Source organism: Myxococcus sp. RHSTA-1-4 (assembly GCF_020037125.1).
GTDB lineage: Bacteria > Myxococcota > Myxococcia > Myxococcales > Myxococcaceae > Myxococcus.
In genome coordinates, this window is record NZ_JAIQDG010000029.1 from 113,614 (window position 1) to 129,034 (window position 15,421).

Here is a 15,421-nt window from a genome sequence, read left to right on the forward strand (position 1 = left end):
CCTCCATGGACGCTCCCCTGCCCGCCACCCATGTCGAGCTGTTCGCCGTCCAGCCCCGCGTCTCGCTGGAGGACTACGCGTCCCCGGCCTCCTTCGCCGCGCACCACCGGGCCCTGGCCGCCCGGGTGGACGCGCTGAGGGCCCGGGACGCCTCGGGACGGCCCCTCCACCCCGCGCTCGCGGTGTGGCCGGAGATGGTGGGCGCGGCCCTGGGGTTGATGGGGCACCTGCCCCGGGTGCGCCGCTGCCGCACGACGAACGGCGCCATGACGCGCATGGCCCTGGCCGAGGCGTGGACGATGTGGCGCACCTGGCGCCGCTTCCGTCCCCCCTCCATGGAGGAGTGCCTCTACGCCGCGGTGGCGCCCCGGGTGCACCGCGCCATGTGGGAGACCTTCTCCGGCATCGCCCGGGACTTCGGGCTGTGGGTGGTGGCGGGCAGCGCGCTGTTGCCGGCCAACCGCCTGGGGCCGGACACGCCGGACTTCGAGCCGGACGGCGCGCGCACCTTCAACACCAGCTACACCTTCTCTCCCGAGGGGCGCTGCGTGGCGGTGACGCGCAAGGTGAACCTGGTGCCCACGCAGGAGGACGTGCTGCACCTCAGCCCGGGGCGGCCGGAGGACCTTCCCGTCCTGCAGACGCCCTTCGGCCGGCTGGGGACGCTCGTCTGTTACGACGGCTTCCGCGAGCCGCACACCTCGAAGGAGCCGTGGTTCGTCCCGTGCGCGCAGTACCTGGACGCGCTGGGGGTGGACGTCATCGCCCAGCCCTCCGCCAACGCGTGGCCGTGGGACGCGCCGTGGGCCTTCAACGACGAGGCCGCGGGCGAGTCCCAGCTCCGGCGCGAGCAATGGTTCAACGAGGGCCTCTACACCCAGCTCCGCGCCCTCACCCGGGTGCGCTACGCGGTGAACCCGCAGCTCGTGGGGGGCTTCTTCGACAACACCTTCGAGGCGCCCTCTCTCATCCTGGAGCGCCCGGCACCGGGCGAGGTGCGCGTGCTCGCCCGGTCCCCGACTCCCCGCGACGAGGACGTGCTCCACGTCACGGTGCCCCTGCCCGCGGGCACCGGCACGGGAGGCTAGTCGCCGAGCTTCTTCTTCAGCAGCTCGTTGACGAGGGCCGGGTTGCCCTTGCCCTTCATGGCCCGCATCACCTGGCCCACGAAGAAGCCGAACACCTGCTTCTTGCCCGCGCGATACTTCTCCACCTCGCCGGCGTTCTTCGCGAGGATGTCGTCCACCACCGCTTCAATCGCGCCCGTGTCGCTCACCTGCGCCAGGCCCTTCTCCGCGATGATGTCCGCGGGCGCCTTGCCGGTGCGGAACATCTCCCCGAGCACGTCCTTGCCCGCGTTGGCGGACACCGTGCCCTTGTCCACCGCGCCCAGCAACTCCGCGAGCTGCGCCGGGGTGAAGCGCAGCGCGGACAGCGGCGTGCCCTCCTCCTTCAACAGGCGCATCAGCTCGCCGAGGAACCAGTTGGAGAGCTTCTTCGCGTCCGCGTAGTGCGCCGCGCACGCCTCGAAGAAGTCCGCCAGCGGGCGCTCGGCGGTGAGGATGCGGGCGTCATACGCGGGCAGCCCGTACTGGCTGGTGAAGCGCGTCAGCTTCGCGCGCGGCAGCTCCGGCAGGGCCTTCGCGGCGGCATCAATTGCGGCGTCGCTCACGTGCAGCGGCGGCAGGTCCGGCTCCGGGAAGTACCGGTAGTCGTGCGCCTCCTCCTTGCTGCGCATGGAGCGGGTGACGCCCTTGTTCACGTCCCACAGGCGCGTCTCCTGGTCCACCTTGCCGCCGGACTCGATGACGTCCACCTGCCGGGAAATCTCGTACTCGATGGCCTGCTTGAGGAAGCGGAACGAGTTGAGGTTCTTCAGCTCGCAGCGCTGGCCGTACGTGGAGGAGCCCTTGGGCATCACCGACACGTTGGCGTCGCAGCGGAAGCTGCCCTCCTCCAGGTTGCCGTCGTTGACGCCCAGGTAGACGAGCACGTCGCGCAGCGTCTTGAGGTACTCCACCGCCTCGTCCGCGTCGCGAAGGTCCGGCTCGCTGACGATTTCCAGCAGCGGCACGCCCGCGCGGTTGAGGTCCACGAGGCTCTGGCCCCCGCTCGTGTCGTGCACGTTCTTCCCCGCGTCCTCCTCCATGTGGATGCGGCGGACGCGGATGACCTTCTCGCCCTGCGGCGTGTCGATGACGAGCCGGCCGTGCTCGCAGATGGGCTGGTCGTACTGGGTAATCTGGTAGCCCTTCGGCAGGTCCGGATAGAAGTAGTTCTTCCGGCTCCACACGCTCGTCTTCTTGACGGTGCACTCCAGCGCCAGGCCGGTGCGCACGGCGAACTCCACCACGCGCTGGTTGAGCACCGGCAGCACGCCCGGCATGCCCAGGCACACCGGGCAGGTGTTGCGGTTGGGCTCGGCGCCGAACGCGGTGGAGCAGCCGCAGAAAATCTTCGACTGCGTGAGGAGCTGCGCGTGGACCTCGAGGCCGATGACGGGCTGGAAATCGCTCACGGGCATGGCGGTGTCACCGATGCTTGGCGCTCGGGCCAGCCCTGGAGGGGCGCCGGGCGGAGGAAGAAGTCGTGCTCGCGCTCGTAGGCGCGGGCGATGCGCAGCAGGCGGGCCTCGTCGAACGGCCGCCCCAGAATCTGCAACCCCACCGGTAACCCCGCCTTCGTGAAGCCGCACGGCACGGACAGCCCGGGCAGGCCCGCCAGGTTGCACGGCAGGGTGAAGACGTCCATCAGGTACATGGACAGCGGGTCGTCCACCTTCTCGCCCAGCTTGAAGGCCGGCACCGGGGACGTGGGGGACAGCACCGCGTCCACCTGCTGGAACGCCTTCGTGAAGTCCTCGCGGATGAGGGTGCGGACCTTCTGCGCGCGCAGGTAGTAGGCGTCGTAGTAGCCGGCGGACAGCGCGTACGTGCCCAGCATGATGCGGCGCTTCACCTCCGGCCCGAAGCCCCGCTCGCGCGTCAGCGCGTACAGCTCCTTGAGGCCACGCGCGTCCTTCGCCCGCTGGCCGTAGCGGATGCCGTCGTAGCGCGCCAGGTTGCTGGACGCCTCCGCCGGGGCGATGAGGTAGTAGGTGGCCAGCGCGTACTTCGTGTGGGGCAGCGACACGTCCACCAGCGTCGCGCCCAGCCGCTCGTACTCGCGCAGGGCCTCGCGCACGGACGCCTCCACCTCCGGGTCCATGCCCTCGGTGAAGTACTCGCGAGGCACGCCCAGCCTCAGGCCGCGCACCCCGCCCTCCAGGTCCGCCGAGTAGTCCGGCGCCTCCACCGCCGCGGACGTGGCGTCCTGGGGGTCATGCCGTGCAATCAATTGCAGCAGCGCCGCCGCGTCCGCCACCGTGCGCGTCATGGGGCCCGGCTGGTCCAGCGACGACGCGAAGGCGATGACACCGAAGCGCGACACCCGGCCGTAGGTGGGCTTCAGGCCCACGGTGTTGGTGAGGGCCGCGGGCTGGCGGATGGAGCCGCCGGTGTCCGTGCCCAGCGCGCCGAACACCTCGCGCGCCGCCACCGCCGCCGCCGAGCCGCCCGACGAGCCACCCGGCGTGCGCGCCAGGTCCCACGGGTTGTGGCTGGGGAAGTACGCACTGGACTCATTGGACGAGCCCATCGCGAACTCGTCCATGTTCAGCTTGCCCACCAGCGGCAGGCCCGCCTCCTTCAGCAGGCGCACCACCGTGGCGTCGTAGGGCGGAACGAAGCCCTCCAGGATGCGCGAGCCGGCGGTGGTCTCCACGCCCTCCGTGAGGAAGATGTCCTTGAGCCCCACCGGCACGCCGTCCAGGGCGCTGGCGGGGCTGCCCGCCTTGCGGCGCGCATCGCTGGCCCGGGCGGCGGCCAGGGCGCCCTCCTCGTCCACGCGCAGGAAGGCGCGCACCTTCGGGTCCACCTGGCGGATGCGCTCCAGGCACGCGCGGGTGGCCTCCTCCGAGGAGACCGCCCCCGCGGCCAGCTTCGCCGCCAGCTCCAGCATCGTGAGGTCCGTGAGCTGCATGGCTTGAGGCTCCGGGGCTACTCGATGATTTTCGGCACGGCGAAGCTGGTGCCCGACTTCGCCGGCGCGTTGGCCAGGGACTTCTCCGGCGGCAGCGACGGCCGCGTCGCGTCCTCGCGCAAAAGCGAGTCCGCGAGCGTGGCATGGGAGGTGGGCTCCACGGCCTCCACGTCCAGCGCCTGCAGCTGCGCCACCGCGTCCAGCACGGCGGAGAGCTGCGTGGTGAAGCGCTGCTCCTCCTCCGGAGTCAGCGCCAGCCGCGCCAGCGTGGCCACGTGGCGCACCTGCTCGAGCGTGAGGGCCATGGAGCGTCCTCCCCTTGCGGCTACTTCTTCTTGAAGAGGTTGAGGATGGCGCCCATCACCTTGCCACTGCCCTCGTGGCCGTGCTGGTTGATGAGCTGGTCCAGCTCGCCCGCGTCCAGGAAGACGCCGTGGCAGTTGAAGCAGGTGTCGATTTCGACGTTGCCCTGCTTCAGCGTCTGCAGGTCCATGCCGCACTTGGGGCACTTCATGTAGTGCAGCTGCTTCAGCTCCTCGCGCTGCTTCGCCGCCGTCTCGGCGGCCTGCTGGAGGGCCAGCTTGCGCTTCTTCTCGATTTCCTCCCGGGCGAAGTACTCCTCCTCGGTGGAAGACGGCTTCTCGGTACGGACGTCGGCCATGGGTATTCCTCCACGAAATCCAGCCTCCCCGCGACGCGGCGCGTCCGGGTGGCGTTGATGGGCGGCAACATACCCCCTCCGTGGAGGGGTGCAGCCGAAATGTAGGCCCCCTGTCACGTGGCTTCCGCTTCCCTCGGGAGGTGGCCGGGAAATTGACCGGTCCCCCTCCCTCCCTACACTCGGCGCCGGGCATTGCTACAGCCCGCTACGCGACTGAGACGCGCAGAGGGAAGAGGTCATGACGGCGAAGAAGGGTCGGGCGGAGAAGGCGGTCCTGTCCCGGCAGGAAATCGCGACGCGGCGCAAGGCGCTGGCGGACAAGCGGATGAAGGCTGGCTCGGGCGGTGGCGTCGCCGGGCGGGCCATCACCGGTGTGTTCCTGATGGCGGCCTCCCTGTTGTCCCTGCTGGCGGTGGCCACATTCGATGTGAAGGACCGGGTAGGCCCCGGCTTCCGCAACGCGGTGGGGCCCATGGGGCACCTCATCGCGGAGTCACTGCGGGGCATGCTGGGCGTGTGTGCCTACCTGATTCCGGTGGGTGGCATCTACACCGCCATGGTGCTGTTCGTGGGCAGCCGCGAGCGCAAGCGCGGGCCCCAGATTGTCAGCCTCGTGCTGCTGACGGTCAGCGTGTCCGTGCTGGCGCAGCTCATGTTCGGCGGGGACAGGGGCTGGGCGCACCCGCCGGGCGGCGCGCTGGGCGCCGGCCTGGGCGGCGTGCTGGAGGGGCTGTTCTCCACCGTCGGCACCGTCATCCTCGTCACGGCGGTCAGCGCGGCGGCGCTCATCGTCGGCACGCAGTACACCTTCCTCAAGCTCTGCTCGCTGGTGTGGGCCGGCATGTGCGTGCTGGGCGCCCGCCTGCGCGAGTCCGCCCTGGCCTTCTGGGAGGCGCAGAAGGTCGCCTACAAGGAGCGCCAGGAGCGCGCGGCGCAGGAGAAGCTGGAGGAGGCCGCCTTCCTCGCGCAGCTGGAGGCGGACGAGGAGGAGCTCGCCGAGGCCGAGCGGCTGGCCGCCGAGGCCGAGGCCGCCGAGGCGGAGGCCATGGCCGAGGAGGCCGTGCGCCTGGCCAAGCAGGACGAGAAGGAGAAGGCCGCCGCCGCGAAGCTGGCCCTCAAGGAGTCCCGCGAGCGAGAGAAGGCGGAGAAGCTGGCGGCGAAGCTGGCCCCCCGCGAGGAGGACGACTCGCTGCCGCCCGAGGCCGCCGAGGCCGTCACCGAGAAGCCGGCCCCCAAGCGCCTGGGGCCCGGCGCGGACCCCGCCTGGGCCGCGTCGTTCCTGGCGCCCGAGCCCCGTCCCGTGCCCGCGGGCGCGGAGGCCGCCGAGCCGCCGCGCGCCCGCCGCAAGACGCCCAACATCGTCACCGGCCCGGCGCCGTCCACCCCGCCCGTGCCCGCCCACGCCCTGGCCGCCGCGCAGGCCGCGGAGCCCGAGCCCATGGCTCCGGCGGTGGTGCCCCCCGTCGCCGCGGCTCCGGTGGCGCCCGCCGCTCCGGCCCAGGCCGCCATCGTCCCCGCGCCCCCGGCCGCGCTGGCCGCGCGCATGCCGCTCATCGTGGAGCCCAAGGCCCCGCCCAAGCCCACCGCGAAGAAGAGCCAGGACCAGTTCGAGTTCGTCGGCGACCGCAAGAGCTTCTCGCTGCCGCCGCTGGACGTGCTGGAGTGCGACAAGAAGGAGCGCTCCGCGCTGGACAAGGACGCGTTCCTCACCACGGCGGAGAAGCTGCGCGCGAAGCTGGCGGACTTCGGCATCGTCGGCGAGGTGGTGGAAATCCGCCCCGGCCCCGTCGTCACCATGTACGAGTTCCTCCCGGGCCCCGGCATCAAGGTGAGCAAGATTGCCGCGCTCGCGGACGACCTGGCCATGGCCATGGAGGCGATGCGCGTGCGCATCGTCGCCCCCATCCCCGGCAAGGGCGTGGTGGGCATCGAGGTGCCGAACCGCGACCGCGAGACGGTGTACCTCAAGGAAATCGCCGAGCAGGACGCCTTCCACAAGGGCCCCAGCAAGCTGACCATGTGCGTGGGCAAGGACATCGAGGGCATGCCGTACGTCCTCGACCTGGCGAAGGCGCCGCACCTGCTCATCGCCGGTACCACGGGCTCCGGTAAGTCGGTGGCCGTGAACTCCATGATCATGAGCATCCTCCTCAAGGCCACGCCCGAGGAGGTCCGCTTCATCATGGTGGACCCGAAGATGCTGGAGCTGTCCGTCTACGAAGGCATCCCCCACCTGCTGCTGCCGGTGGTGACGGACCCGAAGAAGGCGGCGCTCGCGCTGCGCTGGGCCGTGGAGGAGATGGAGCGCCGCTACCAGATGCTGTCCGAGGCGGGCGTGCGCAACATCGCCGGCTACAACAAGCTGGTGGAGACCTCCGCCACCGAGGTGAAGGGCACGCTCAACGCCGAGCCCGCGCCGAAGAAGGTGAAGCCCAAGAAGGTGTTCGTCGTGGAGGGCGAGGCGAAGCCCGTGGCCCCCGCCGACGGCCTGGGCGTGGCCGCGCCGCGCGACGACGAGGAGGACATGCGCGAGGCGGTGGAGGCCGCCGAGCCCGAGGTGCCCGAGGTGGAGGCCGAGCCCGAGGACTCCGGCGAGGGCGCTCCCGTGGAGGCGGCCGGCGACAAGCCGGAGAAGAAGGAGCTCAAGAAGCTGCCCTACATCGTGGTCATCATCGACGAGCTGGCGGACCTCATGATGGTGGCCAGCCGCGAGGTGGAGACCTACGTGGCCCGCCTGGCGCAGATGGCCCGCGCGGCCGGCATCCACCTGATGGTGGCCACGCAGCGCCCGTCCACGGACGTCGTCACCGGCGTCATCAAGGCCAACTTCCCCACGCGCATCAGCTTCATGCTGCGCTCGAAGCCGGACTCGATGACCATTCTCGGCACCGTGGGCGCCGAGGCCCTGCTGGGCATGGGCGACATGCTCATCATGCCGCCCACCAGCGCGCACCTGCAGCGCGTGCACGGCGCCTTCGTGTCGGAGAACGAAATCAAGAAGGCGGTGGACCACCTCAAGGCCCAGGGCAAGCCCGTCTACGACGAGTCCATCCTCAAGCCGCGCGACGAGGAAGGCGAAGGCGGCGGCGGCGAGGAGGACGAGCTGTCCGACGAGCTGTACGACCAGGCGCTCGCGGTGGTCGGCGAGATGCGCGCCGTCTCCATCTCCATGCTCCAGCGCAAGATGCGCATCGGCTACAACCGCGCGGCGCGCATGATTGAGCGCATGGAACGCGACGGCGTGGTGGGCCCGGCCGACGGCGCCAAGCCCCGCGAGGTGCTCATCCGGGGCGTGGGCGACATGCCGGGCGCCGGGGCCATGTAGGTCATCCGCGCCGCCACGCTCCGGGAACGGGCGTGGCCCCACGAACGGTTCTTCCCGACGGGGGCGCTTCCGGCCAGGCCGGGCGCCCCCGTCTCGTTTTCCACCCGGACGCGTCCCCATGATTGTCGCCATCTCCCGCTTCCGCCCCGCCCCCGAAGACGCGGACCGCCTGGTCGCCCGCTTCCAGGAGCGGGCCCGGCGCGTGGATGCGCACGAGGGCTTCCTGGGCCTGGAGGTCTTGCGCTCCTTCGAGCGCTCGCCGGAGCTGCTGCTGGTGACGCGCTGGCGTGACAGGGAGGCGATGCGTGCCTACTTCCAGTCGGAGGACTTCCGGCGGGCGAAGGAGGCCAGCGCCGAGCAGGAGGGCGCCACCTTCGCCATCTACGAGGTGGTGGGCACTTGATGCGCGTTGCCGGTTCCCAAGCGGCCTCACGTCGTCTATGGGCGGTGTCCCATGGCTGAACGCATTGCCCTCTTCGCCACCACCGCCCGCGGCACCGAGGACCTCCTCGCCGACGAACTGAAGGAACTCGGAGCCCGCCGCATCCGCCAGGACCGCGGCGGCGTGCGCTTCATGGCCACGCTCGACGAGGCGCTGAAGGTGTGCCTCTGGTCGCGCATCGCCATGCGCGTGCTCTACCCGCTGGGGGCCTTCGAGGCCCACGGCGCGGAGGGGCTCTACGAGGCCGCCGCCGAGATTCCCTGGGAGGAGCACCTCACGCCGGAGACCACCTTCGCGGTGGACGCCACGCTGAAGGACAGCGAGCACACCCACTCGGGCTTCGTGGCCCTCAAGGTGAAGGACGCCATCGTCGACCGCATCCGCGACGCGAAGGGCGCCCGGCCGGACGTCAACACGCGAGACCCGGACGTGCGCGTGGTGGCCCACCTGTCGCGCGAGACGCTGTCACTCTCGCTGGATTTGTGCGGCGAGCCCCTGCACCGCCGGGGCTACCGCGTGCGCCCCACCCCGGCGCCCCTCAAGGAGACGCTGGCCGCGGCCCTGCTGCGCGCCGCGAGCTACACCGGCGAGGAGGCGCTGGTGGACCCGATGTGCGGCTCCGGCACGCTCCTCATCGAGGCCGGCCTCATCGCCCGGCGCCGGGCCCCCGGCCTCAACCGCGACTTCGCGGTGGAGCGCTGGCCGGAGTTGGGGACGCGGGCGCGCGAGCTGCTCGCGGACCTGCGCGCGGACGCCCGGCGCAACGAGCGCAAGGTGACGGTGCCGCTGCTGGGCTTCGACAAGGACCCGGAGGCGCTGGAGGCCGCCAGCCGCAACGTGCGGGCCGCGAAGCTGTCGGAGGAAATCCACCTCGCCGAGGGCGACGCGACGAAGCTCCCCCCGCTGCCCGCCACGGGCGGCCTCATCATCACCAACCCGCCCTACGGAGACCGGCTGGGCTCGGGCGGGCAGAAGGGCATGAAGAGCTTCTACTTCAAGCTGGGCGAGTCGCTCCGCGTGCCGGGCTGGCGCGTCTGGGTGCTCTCCGGCAACCCGGCCTTCGAGAGCGCCTTCCACGCGCGCCCCTCCGCGCGAAGGGATTTGTGGAACGGCCCCATCGCCTGCACGCTGCTGGGCTACCGGCCCTCGGGAGGCCCCGCGCGGCCAGACGGAGACACCTCAGAAGCGCCGCTCGGTGTGCCGCATGAGCCGGCGGATGTTGCTCCGGTGCGTCCACAGCATGAGGGCGAGGAGGAAGGCTGAGAGACCGGCGTACTCCGTGGCGCGCGCGGTGAGGGCCGACGTGCCCACCGCCGTGGCCCCCGCCGCCAGCGAGCCCAGCGAGCTCACCCGCCACACCGCGAGGACGGCGGCATACACCAGCGCCCCGGCCACCGCCGCCTCGGGCACCAGCACCACCAGCACGCCCAGCGCGGTGGCCACGCCCTTGCCGCCATGCAGCTTCAGCCACACCGGGTAGACGTGGCCCAGCACCGCGGCCAGGCCCACCAGCACGTGCACCATGGGTTGCCCCGGCAGCACGCGCAGCGCCAGCGCCACCGGCAGCGCGCCCTTGAGGGCGTCCAGCAGCAGCACCACCGCGCCCAGCTTCTTGCCCGCCACGCGGGTGACGTTGGTGGCGCCGATGTTGCCGCTGCCCTGCTGGCGCACGTCCACGCCGCGCAGCCACCGCGTCAGCAGCACACCGAAGGGAATGGAGCCGGCGAGGTAGCCCAGCAGGACGAGCGCGGATGGCACGAGGGACAGGCTACAGCAGCAGATGGGGGAAGCGCGTCTTCACCACCACCCAGGCGTAGTTGACGAGGACCAGCGTCGGCAGCACCACGCGCAATACGCCCCACTCCCGCGGTGAGAGCTGGACCTCGGGGATGGGGACGGCGAAGACCAGGTGCAGCACCATGGCCACCGCCGCCAGGGCGAACAGGAGGGCGGCCACCGTCCCCAGCGGGTTGGCGTCCCAGGCACCGGCGAGGTTGAGATGGGACACCCGGTCGGCCACCCGCGTCAGCCCGCAGCCGAGGCAGGGCCAGCCCGTCTGCTCGCGCAGCACACACCCCCAGAAGGGGATGATGCGCGCCACCGGGATGTAGCGGGCCACGAGGAGACCCACGACGCCGATGATGCCCAGGACATCCACGGTGCCGAGGTGGCGGTTGCGGGGAGGGATGAGGACCTTCATGCGCGCCTCACCGGAGTGTGGGAGCCAGGGGCAATCTAGTACGAGCGGCGGCTTGCCGGGGCAAGGACTTCTGGCTAAGCGTACGGCCCATGCACACGCTCCGCACGTCCCTGATGCTGCTGGTCGCCGTCCCACTGGTCGCGCTCGCGGGTGACAAGACGCCCGCCAAGGCCGGAAAGGCCGCCGAGGCCGACTGCCACCACCCGCCCGCGCCGCAGGCCGCCAAGGCCCAGACGCCCGCGGCCAAGACGGAGACCGCGCCTGCCCAGGCCGCCGCTCCGGCCCAGGACGGCTGGAAGCTCACCCGGGGCGAGCCCATCAAGGGCACCCAGGCCCTGAAGCTCGCGGACGTGCTGGCGAAGCCCCAGGCGCATGACGGGAAGACGGTGCTGGTCGAGGGCACGGTGCGCAAGGCGTGCGAGCGCAAGGGCTGCTGGATGGAGCTGGCGGCGGACGCCAAGGACAAGAGCCCGGGTGTGCGGGTGACGTTCAAGGACTACGGCTTCTTCGTCCCGCTGGACTCGGCCGGCTCGCAGGCGCGCGTGGAGGGCGTGCTGAAGGTGGCCGAGCTGAGCGACAGCCGCGCGCAGCACTACGAGTCCGAGGGCGCCATCGTCCCGCGCGGCGCGGACGGCAAGCCGCGCGAGGTGCAGCTCGTGGCCACGGGCGTCGAGCTGCGCCGCTGACGTCATGGCGCGAAGCTTCAGCATGCGCGGCGTGCAGGGCGCGGCGGACCGCGCCGTCCAGCACGCCCGCGCGTGGCTTCTCGAAACCGAGCCGGGCTCCCGCGTTCACGACGTGCAGGAGGACCCGCGCTTCCAGCACCGGGGCGTGGACCTGCTCTGGGAGCTGCCCTCGGGAGAGGTGCGCGGCATCGAGGTGAAGGGCGACCGCAACGCCACCCGCCGCCGCTACTTCTTCGAGCTGGTGTCCAACCTGGAGAAGGACACCCCGGGCTGCTTCCTCTACAGCGGCGCGGACCTGCTGGTGTACGTCTTCCTCTCGCAGGGCGAGCTGCACGTGCTGCCCATGCGCGCCACGCGCGAGTGGTTCCTCCCCCGCGCGAAGGAATACCCGCTCAAGCACGCCTTCACGCAGACGGGCGCCATCCGCTACACGACGGTGGGCGCGGTGGTGTCCGTGCGCGACGTGGCGGAAGGCGTGCCCGGCGTCCTCCGCGTGCCCCTGAAGCGCAAGGCGGGCGCGGAGGCGGAGGCAGGTGCCCCCGCGCCGGAGGCCCCTTCTCCAGTCGCCGGCGGCAAGGACGAGGCCGGCGGCCCGGACGGGCCAGGCTGAGACGCGGGAGCGGAAGGTGGACCCGGGACGGGCCCACCCCACCCTCGCCGCTGCCCTTCAGCGCGCCTCAGCGCCCGTGACGGTGGCGCCGGTGGCCCGGGTGAATCTTGTCGTGGGCCTCCTCCAGGCGCTGGGAGATGAGCATCAGCTCCAGGAGCGACTCACGGTCGTTCTGCGCCTTGTAGATGTGCTCCAGGCGGGGAACGAGGTCCAGCGCCAGGTGCAGGTCGCCGCCCTTCTCCGCCGAGTCCAGCAGGGAACGGGCCGCCGCGGCGGCACGGCCATGCGCCTTCACGTGGATGAGGCCATCCACGGCGAGCAGGCGGGAGATGGGGGCGCGCGAGGTGTCCTCGGTGAACTTCACCAGGTCCTCCGTGGCGCCATCCACCTCGCCACGGGCCGCGCGCACCATGGCCCTGGCAATGCCCTTGCGGTCCGGCAGCAGGAACTCCTCGAGGTCGGCGAAGGCGTCCGCGTGCGCGGCATGGCCCGCGGAGGCCAGCGCCTCGGCGAGGCTGTCGAACACCTCGGCCTGCTTCTCCGTGAAGGGCGCCAGCGCCTCGCGCATGAAGCGCTCCTGCGGAGCGCCCTGCTCGTCCAGCGGCATGCGCGCGCGCACGGCGTTCATCTTCTCGAAGGCCTCCGCCACCGGCGCGTCCTGCTTGCCGTCCAGCAGCAGCGCCAGCGCGTGCATGAGGCCGCTCAGGGTGTCCGCCAGCTCCATCGGAGCCACCCGGTCCGGCAGCCAGCGGCGCCACAGCTCCACGGCCGCCGCCACGGCGAAGTCCTTGAAGGGGCCGGTGCCCTTCCACTTCGCCCGCCACTGCTGGGCGATGCCCAGCGGGAAGGCCGTCTCCGCCAGCTTCCGGAACTCCTCCTCACTCACGGGAAGCCCGTAGTGGCCGAGCGTCCCCAGCAGGGCCTCCGTCGGGTACTCCTTCAGGCCCTTCTGCTGCCACGCCTTGTCCACGCGCTGCGTGCTCACACGATTCTCCGCTGCCGTCGACGCCGGCCATCGGCGTCAGCGGCCTTCTAGCGGAAGCCGGGGCGGCCGTGCACCGTCCCGTCGCGGAACGCGTCAGGCGGCGGACGCCGGGGGCGCCACCTTCGCGACGGTGGGCCACACCACGGGGTTGCGCCGTCCGTCCTCCACCCGGCGCGCCAGGTAGGGCTCACAGCCCCGGGCCTCGAAGGCGCGCTTCCACGCGGCGAAGCTGCCCCCGGCCCGCCAGGCGTCCATGGCCGCCAGCCCGCCCTCCGGGCCGCACTGGGCCAGCATGTACTCCACCCAGGCCCAGCGCGCGGACGTGGGCCGCACCTCGGCCCGTCCCCGCAGGCCCTTCCGGAGCCGCTCCAGCCGTCCCTCCACCTCGCGGATGCCCGCGAAGGGCGCCCCGTCCAGCGGCGTGTTGCGCTTGGCCACGAAGGGGGCCACGCCCAGCGCCACCGGGAGGATGCGGGACAGCTCCGCGGTGAAGCGGATCAGCTCGTCGATGTCCTCGTCGCCCTCGTAGGGCAGGCCCACCACGTTGTACACCTTGAGCTGCTTCATCCCGGCGGTGCGGGCGAAGTTCGCGGCCCGGACAATCTGCTCCTCCGAGTGCTTGCGGTCCACCAGGTCCCGCATCCGCTGGGAGGCCCCGTCCGCCGCCACCGTCAGGTTGGTGGCCCCTCCCCGCCGGAGCTGATCCACCAGCTCCTGCGTCAGCCGGTCCGCGCGCAGCGAGGACACCCCCACCTCACGCCCCGAGTCGGCGAGGGTGCGCAGCAGCTCGACGATGCGCGGGTGGTCCGTCACCGCGGCGCCCACCAGCCCCACCCGCTTCGCATGCTCCGGGATGAGCGACAGCACCCGCTCCGGAGGCACCGTCCGCATGCCCCCGTTGGTGGTGCGCCGCATGACGCAGTAGTGGCAGCCCCGCGAGCAGCCCCGCTCCGGCTCGATGAGGAACATGGAGCGCAGCTCGGTATGGGGGGTGATGATTTGCGAGCGGGCGGGCAGCCGGGCGTCCGTCGCCTTGGCGACGTGGTAGCGCGTCCCTCCCCGCCCGGGCACCCGGAAGCCGGGGGTGCGCGCCAGGTAGTCGAGCAGGGCCTCGCGCTCCATGGACGCCGCCGCGTCCACCAGCACGTGGATGAGGTCGTCCGCCTCGCCCTGGACGAGCACGTCCACGAAGGGCTCCAGCGGGTCCGGATTGGAGAAAGTCAGCGGGCCCCCGGCCACCACCAGCGGATGGCCTCCGTCCCGGCGCTCCTCCGCCAGCAGGGGCAGGCCCGCCAATTCCAGCAAGGAGAAGAAGCCCGTCAGCTCCAGCTCGTAGGCCACGGAGAAGGCCAGCATGTCGAAGCTGGAGACGGGGTTCTGCGACTCCCACGTGAAGAGCGGGGTGCGCGTCTTCTTGAAGGCCTCCACGTCATCCGGAAGGAAGACGCGCTCGGCCGTGGCCCCGGCATGCGTGTGCAGCTCCCGGTAGATGGCCTGGAAGCCCAGCGAGCTCATGCCCACGTGGTAGGGGCTCGGATAGCAGAGGGCCACCCGGTAGGGCGCCGCCTTGAACAGCGTGCCCTGCTCGTCCGCCAGCAAGCTCCGGACGTGCTCGATGAGTGAGTAACGGCCCTCCAATGCGCCTCCTGTGGGGTACAGCTCTGTAAACACCGCGGCCCCGGTCGGCCACTCCCGTGGGGAGGGCTGCCGGGGCCGCGATGCGCCACCCGGAGGTGGCGCGTTTCAGCGACGAGAGATGACGCCTCGGTCTAGTTGAACGAGGGGATGGCCTTCGCCGGGACGCAGCAGGCCGTGCCGCCCACGACGCAGACGATGCCGTCGAGGCAGGTGGCCGCGAAGTCCGGGTTCAGACCGGAGCCCTCGCCGCAGCTCTCGTCCGCAGCCGTGGAGCCAGCGATGCAGCCCACCGCAGGCCACAGGGCGCTGACGATGTAGCTCGAACGGCAGCCATCCCGCGTGTAGGTCAGCTCACCCGTCAGCTGGGTGCCGGGGGCGTTCGGGGCGGCGTACACGCGGATGTTCGAGAACTGGTAGCTGATGCCACCCGTGGCCGTCACGACGCGCGCGGACTCGAAGGTGGGGGCGCCGCAGAAATCATTGGCATCCGCCTCCGACGCGAAGTTGCCGATCGCCGTCTGCTCCGACTGATCGGTCGTCGTGTCCGCCAGGCCGCGGCTCGCCAGACCCTGCGGGCGCAGGGCCAGGGTGGCGGCGTTCCCGGCGTCCGGGTTGACGAACTTGTACACGCCGAGCAGCTCCGCCTTCGGCGCGACCAGCTCGCAGGCCTGGTCCGTGACGACACCGTCCACCACCAGGCGGGGCTCGTCCACCTGGTCGTACTTCGCAATCCAGTTGGTCGCGTCCTGAACGAAGCAGGCGGCCTCTGGCTGCTCCAGATCGCAGCCAGTCAGCATGCTACCAGCGCTCAGCACGACAAGCGTGGTCTTGAGAATGTTCTTGGTCATGTGACT

At 71.4% G+C, this 15,421-nt stretch carries 15 protein-coding genes; 6 read left to right on the forward strand and 9 right to left on the reverse strand.

Annotated features, from left to right (window positions below):
* Positions 1 to 5: 5 nt before the first annotated feature.
* Positions 6 to 1,088 carry a carbon-nitrogen hydrolase family protein gene (locus K8638_RS32700; protein ID WP_223758602.1) on the forward strand — a complete coding sequence of 361 codons (1,083 nt, stop codon included), beginning with the start codon at positions 6 to 8 and terminating at the stop codon, positions 1,086 to 1,088.
* Here the strand turns inward: K8638_RS32700 and gatB are convergent.
* From gatB to K8638_RS32720, 4 genes are read right to left on the reverse strand one after another with little or no spacing between them, the layout of a single operon-like run.
* A complete protein-coding gene (gene gatB / locus K8638_RS32705; RefSeq protein WP_223758603.1) occupies positions 1,085 to 2,524 on the reverse strand; it encodes an Asp-tRNA(Asn)/Glu-tRNA(Gln) amidotransferase subunit GatB in 1,440 nt (479 codons plus the stop codon). The genes K8638_RS32700 and gatB overlap by 4 nt on opposite strands.
* The gene (gatA, locus tag K8638_RS32710) at positions 2,515 to 4,020 is read right to left on the reverse strand and encodes an Asp-tRNA(Asn)/Glu-tRNA(Gln) amidotransferase subunit GatA (RefSeq protein WP_223758604.1); all 1,506 of its coding nucleotides are present in this window, start codon (positions 4,018 to 4,020) and stop codon (positions 2,515 to 2,517) included. Before gatA ends, gatB begins: the two co-directional genes overlap by 10 nt.
* A 17-nt stretch (positions 4,021 to 4,037) precedes the next feature.
* The gene (gene gatC / locus K8638_RS32715) at positions 4,038 to 4,325 is read right to left on the reverse strand and encodes an Asp-tRNA(Asn)/Glu-tRNA(Gln) amidotransferase subunit GatC (protein WP_223758605.1); all 288 of its coding nucleotides are present in this window, start codon (positions 4,323 to 4,325) and stop codon (positions 4,038 to 4,040) included.
* Between the two features lie 20 nt (positions 4,326 to 4,345).
* Positions 4,346 to 4,681 (reverse strand): zf-TFIIB domain-containing protein, encoded by a 336-nt coding sequence (locus tag K8638_RS32720; protein WP_223758606.1) that lies wholly within the window; start codon positions 4,679 to 4,681, stop codon positions 4,346 to 4,348.
* Between the two features lie 238 nt (positions 4,682 to 4,919).
* Between K8638_RS32720 and K8638_RS32725 the strand changes: the two genes are divergently transcribed.
* From K8638_RS32725 to K8638_RS32735, 3 genes are all read left to right on the forward strand, one after another.
* A complete protein-coding gene (locus K8638_RS32725; RefSeq protein WP_223758607.1) occupies positions 4,920 to 8,006 on the forward strand; it encodes a DNA translocase FtsK 4TM domain-containing protein in 3,087 nt (1,028 codons plus the stop codon).
* A 118-nt stretch (positions 8,007 to 8,124) separates the two neighbouring features.
* A complete protein-coding gene (locus K8638_RS32730) occupies positions 8,125 to 8,409 on the forward strand; it encodes an antibiotic biosynthesis monooxygenase (protein ID WP_223758608.1) in 285 nt (94 codons plus the stop codon).
* A 51-nt stretch (positions 8,410 to 8,460) separates the two neighbouring features.
* Positions 8,461 to 9,711 (forward strand): class I SAM-dependent RNA methyltransferase, encoded by a 1,251-nt coding sequence (locus K8638_RS32735; RefSeq protein ID WP_223758609.1) that lies wholly within the window; start codon positions 8,461 to 8,463, stop codon positions 9,709 to 9,711.
* Here K8638_RS32735 and plsY read toward each other — a convergent pair.
* Positions 9,628 to 10,206, reverse strand: a complete 579-nt coding sequence (gene plsY, locus K8638_RS32740) for a glycerol-3-phosphate 1-O-acyltransferase PlsY (RefSeq protein WP_223758610.1) — start codon at positions 10,204 to 10,206, stop codon at positions 9,628 to 9,630. The genes K8638_RS32735 and plsY overlap by 84 nt on opposite strands.
* A 10-nt stretch (positions 10,207 to 10,216) precedes the next feature.
* Positions 10,217 to 10,648: a DUF2752 domain-containing protein gene (locus K8638_RS32745; RefSeq protein ID WP_223758611.1), complete on the reverse strand. Its 432-nt coding sequence runs from the start codon at positions 10,646 to 10,648 to the stop codon at positions 10,217 to 10,219.
* 89 nt (positions 10,649 to 10,737) lie between these two features.
* On the opposite strand from K8638_RS32745, the gene K8638_RS32750 reads away from it, so the two are divergent.
* Together K8638_RS32750 and K8638_RS32755 are read left to right on the forward strand one after the other, a co-directional pair.
* Positions 10,738 to 11,334: a DUF4920 domain-containing protein gene (locus K8638_RS32750; RefSeq protein ID WP_223758612.1), complete on the forward strand. Its 597-nt coding sequence runs from the start codon at positions 10,738 to 10,740 to the stop codon at positions 11,332 to 11,334.
* Positions 11,335 to 11,338: 4 nt separating this feature from the next.
* Positions 11,339 to 11,944, forward strand: coding sequence for a hypothetical protein (locus tag K8638_RS32755; protein ID WP_223758613.1), 606 nt, complete (start codon positions 11,339 to 11,341; stop codon positions 11,942 to 11,944).
* A gap of 67 nt (positions 11,945 to 12,011) precedes the next feature.
* Here the strand turns inward: K8638_RS32755 and K8638_RS32760 are convergent, their stop codons facing one another.
* The 3 genes from K8638_RS32760 to K8638_RS32770 form a co-directional block, all read right to left on the reverse strand.
* A complete protein-coding gene (locus tag K8638_RS32760; RefSeq protein ID WP_223758614.1) occupies positions 12,012 to 12,929 on the reverse strand; it encodes a hypothetical protein in 918 nt (305 codons plus the stop codon).
* Positions 12,930 to 13,022: 93 nt separating this feature from the next.
* A complete protein-coding gene (locus tag K8638_RS32765) occupies positions 13,023 to 14,567 on the reverse strand; it encodes a radical SAM protein (RefSeq protein ID WP_223758615.1) in 1,545 nt (514 codons plus the stop codon).
* A gap of 131 nt (positions 14,568 to 14,698) precedes the next feature.
* On the reverse strand, positions 14,699 to 15,415 hold the full coding sequence (locus tag K8638_RS32770; protein WP_223758616.1) for a hypothetical protein: 717 nt from the start codon (positions 15,413 to 15,415) through the stop codon (positions 14,699 to 14,701).
* Positions 15,416 to 15,421 lie beyond the last annotated feature (6 nt).

Coding starts and splice junctions, on each gene's coding strand:
- K8638_RS32700 (WP_223758602.1), top strand. CDS start 6: ATGGACGCTCCCCTGCCCGCCACCCATGTCGAGCTGTTCGCCGTCCAG.
- gatB (WP_223758603.1), bottom strand. CDS start 2,524: ATGCCCGTGAGCGATTTCCAGCCCGTCATCGGCCTCGAGGTCCACGCG.
- gatA (WP_223758604.1), bottom strand. CDS start 4,020: ATGCAGCTCACGGACCTCACGATGCTGGAGCTGGCGGCGAAGCTGGCC.
- gatC (WP_223758605.1), bottom strand. CDS start 4,325: ATGGCCCTCACGCTCGAGCAGGTGCGCCACGTGGCCACGCTGGCGCGG.
- K8638_RS32720 (WP_223758606.1), bottom strand. CDS start 4,681: ATGGCCGACGTCCGTACCGAGAAGCCGTCTTCCACCGAGGAGGAGTAC.
- K8638_RS32725 (WP_223758607.1), top strand. CDS start 4,920: ATGACGGCGAAGAAGGGTCGGGCGGAGAAGGCGGTCCTGTCCCGGCAG.
- K8638_RS32730 (WP_223758608.1), top strand. CDS start 8,125: ATGATTGTCGCCATCTCCCGCTTCCGCCCCGCCCCCGAAGACGCGGAC.
- K8638_RS32735 (WP_223758609.1), top strand. CDS start 8,461: ATGGCTGAACGCATTGCCCTCTTCGCCACCACCGCCCGCGGCACCGAG.
- K8638_RS32745 (WP_223758611.1), bottom strand. CDS start 10,648: ATGAAGGTCCTCATCCCTCCCCGCAACCGCCACCTCGGCACCGTGGAT.
- K8638_RS32750 (WP_223758612.1), top strand. CDS start 10,738: ATGCACACGCTCCGCACGTCCCTGATGCTGCTGGTCGCCGTCCCACTG.
- K8638_RS32755 (WP_223758613.1), top strand. CDS start 11,339: ATGGCGCGAAGCTTCAGCATGCGCGGCGTGCAGGGCGCGGCGGACCGC.
- K8638_RS32770 (WP_223758616.1), bottom strand. CDS start 15,415: ATGACCAAGAACATTCTCAAGACCACGCTTGTCGTGCTGAGCGCTGGT.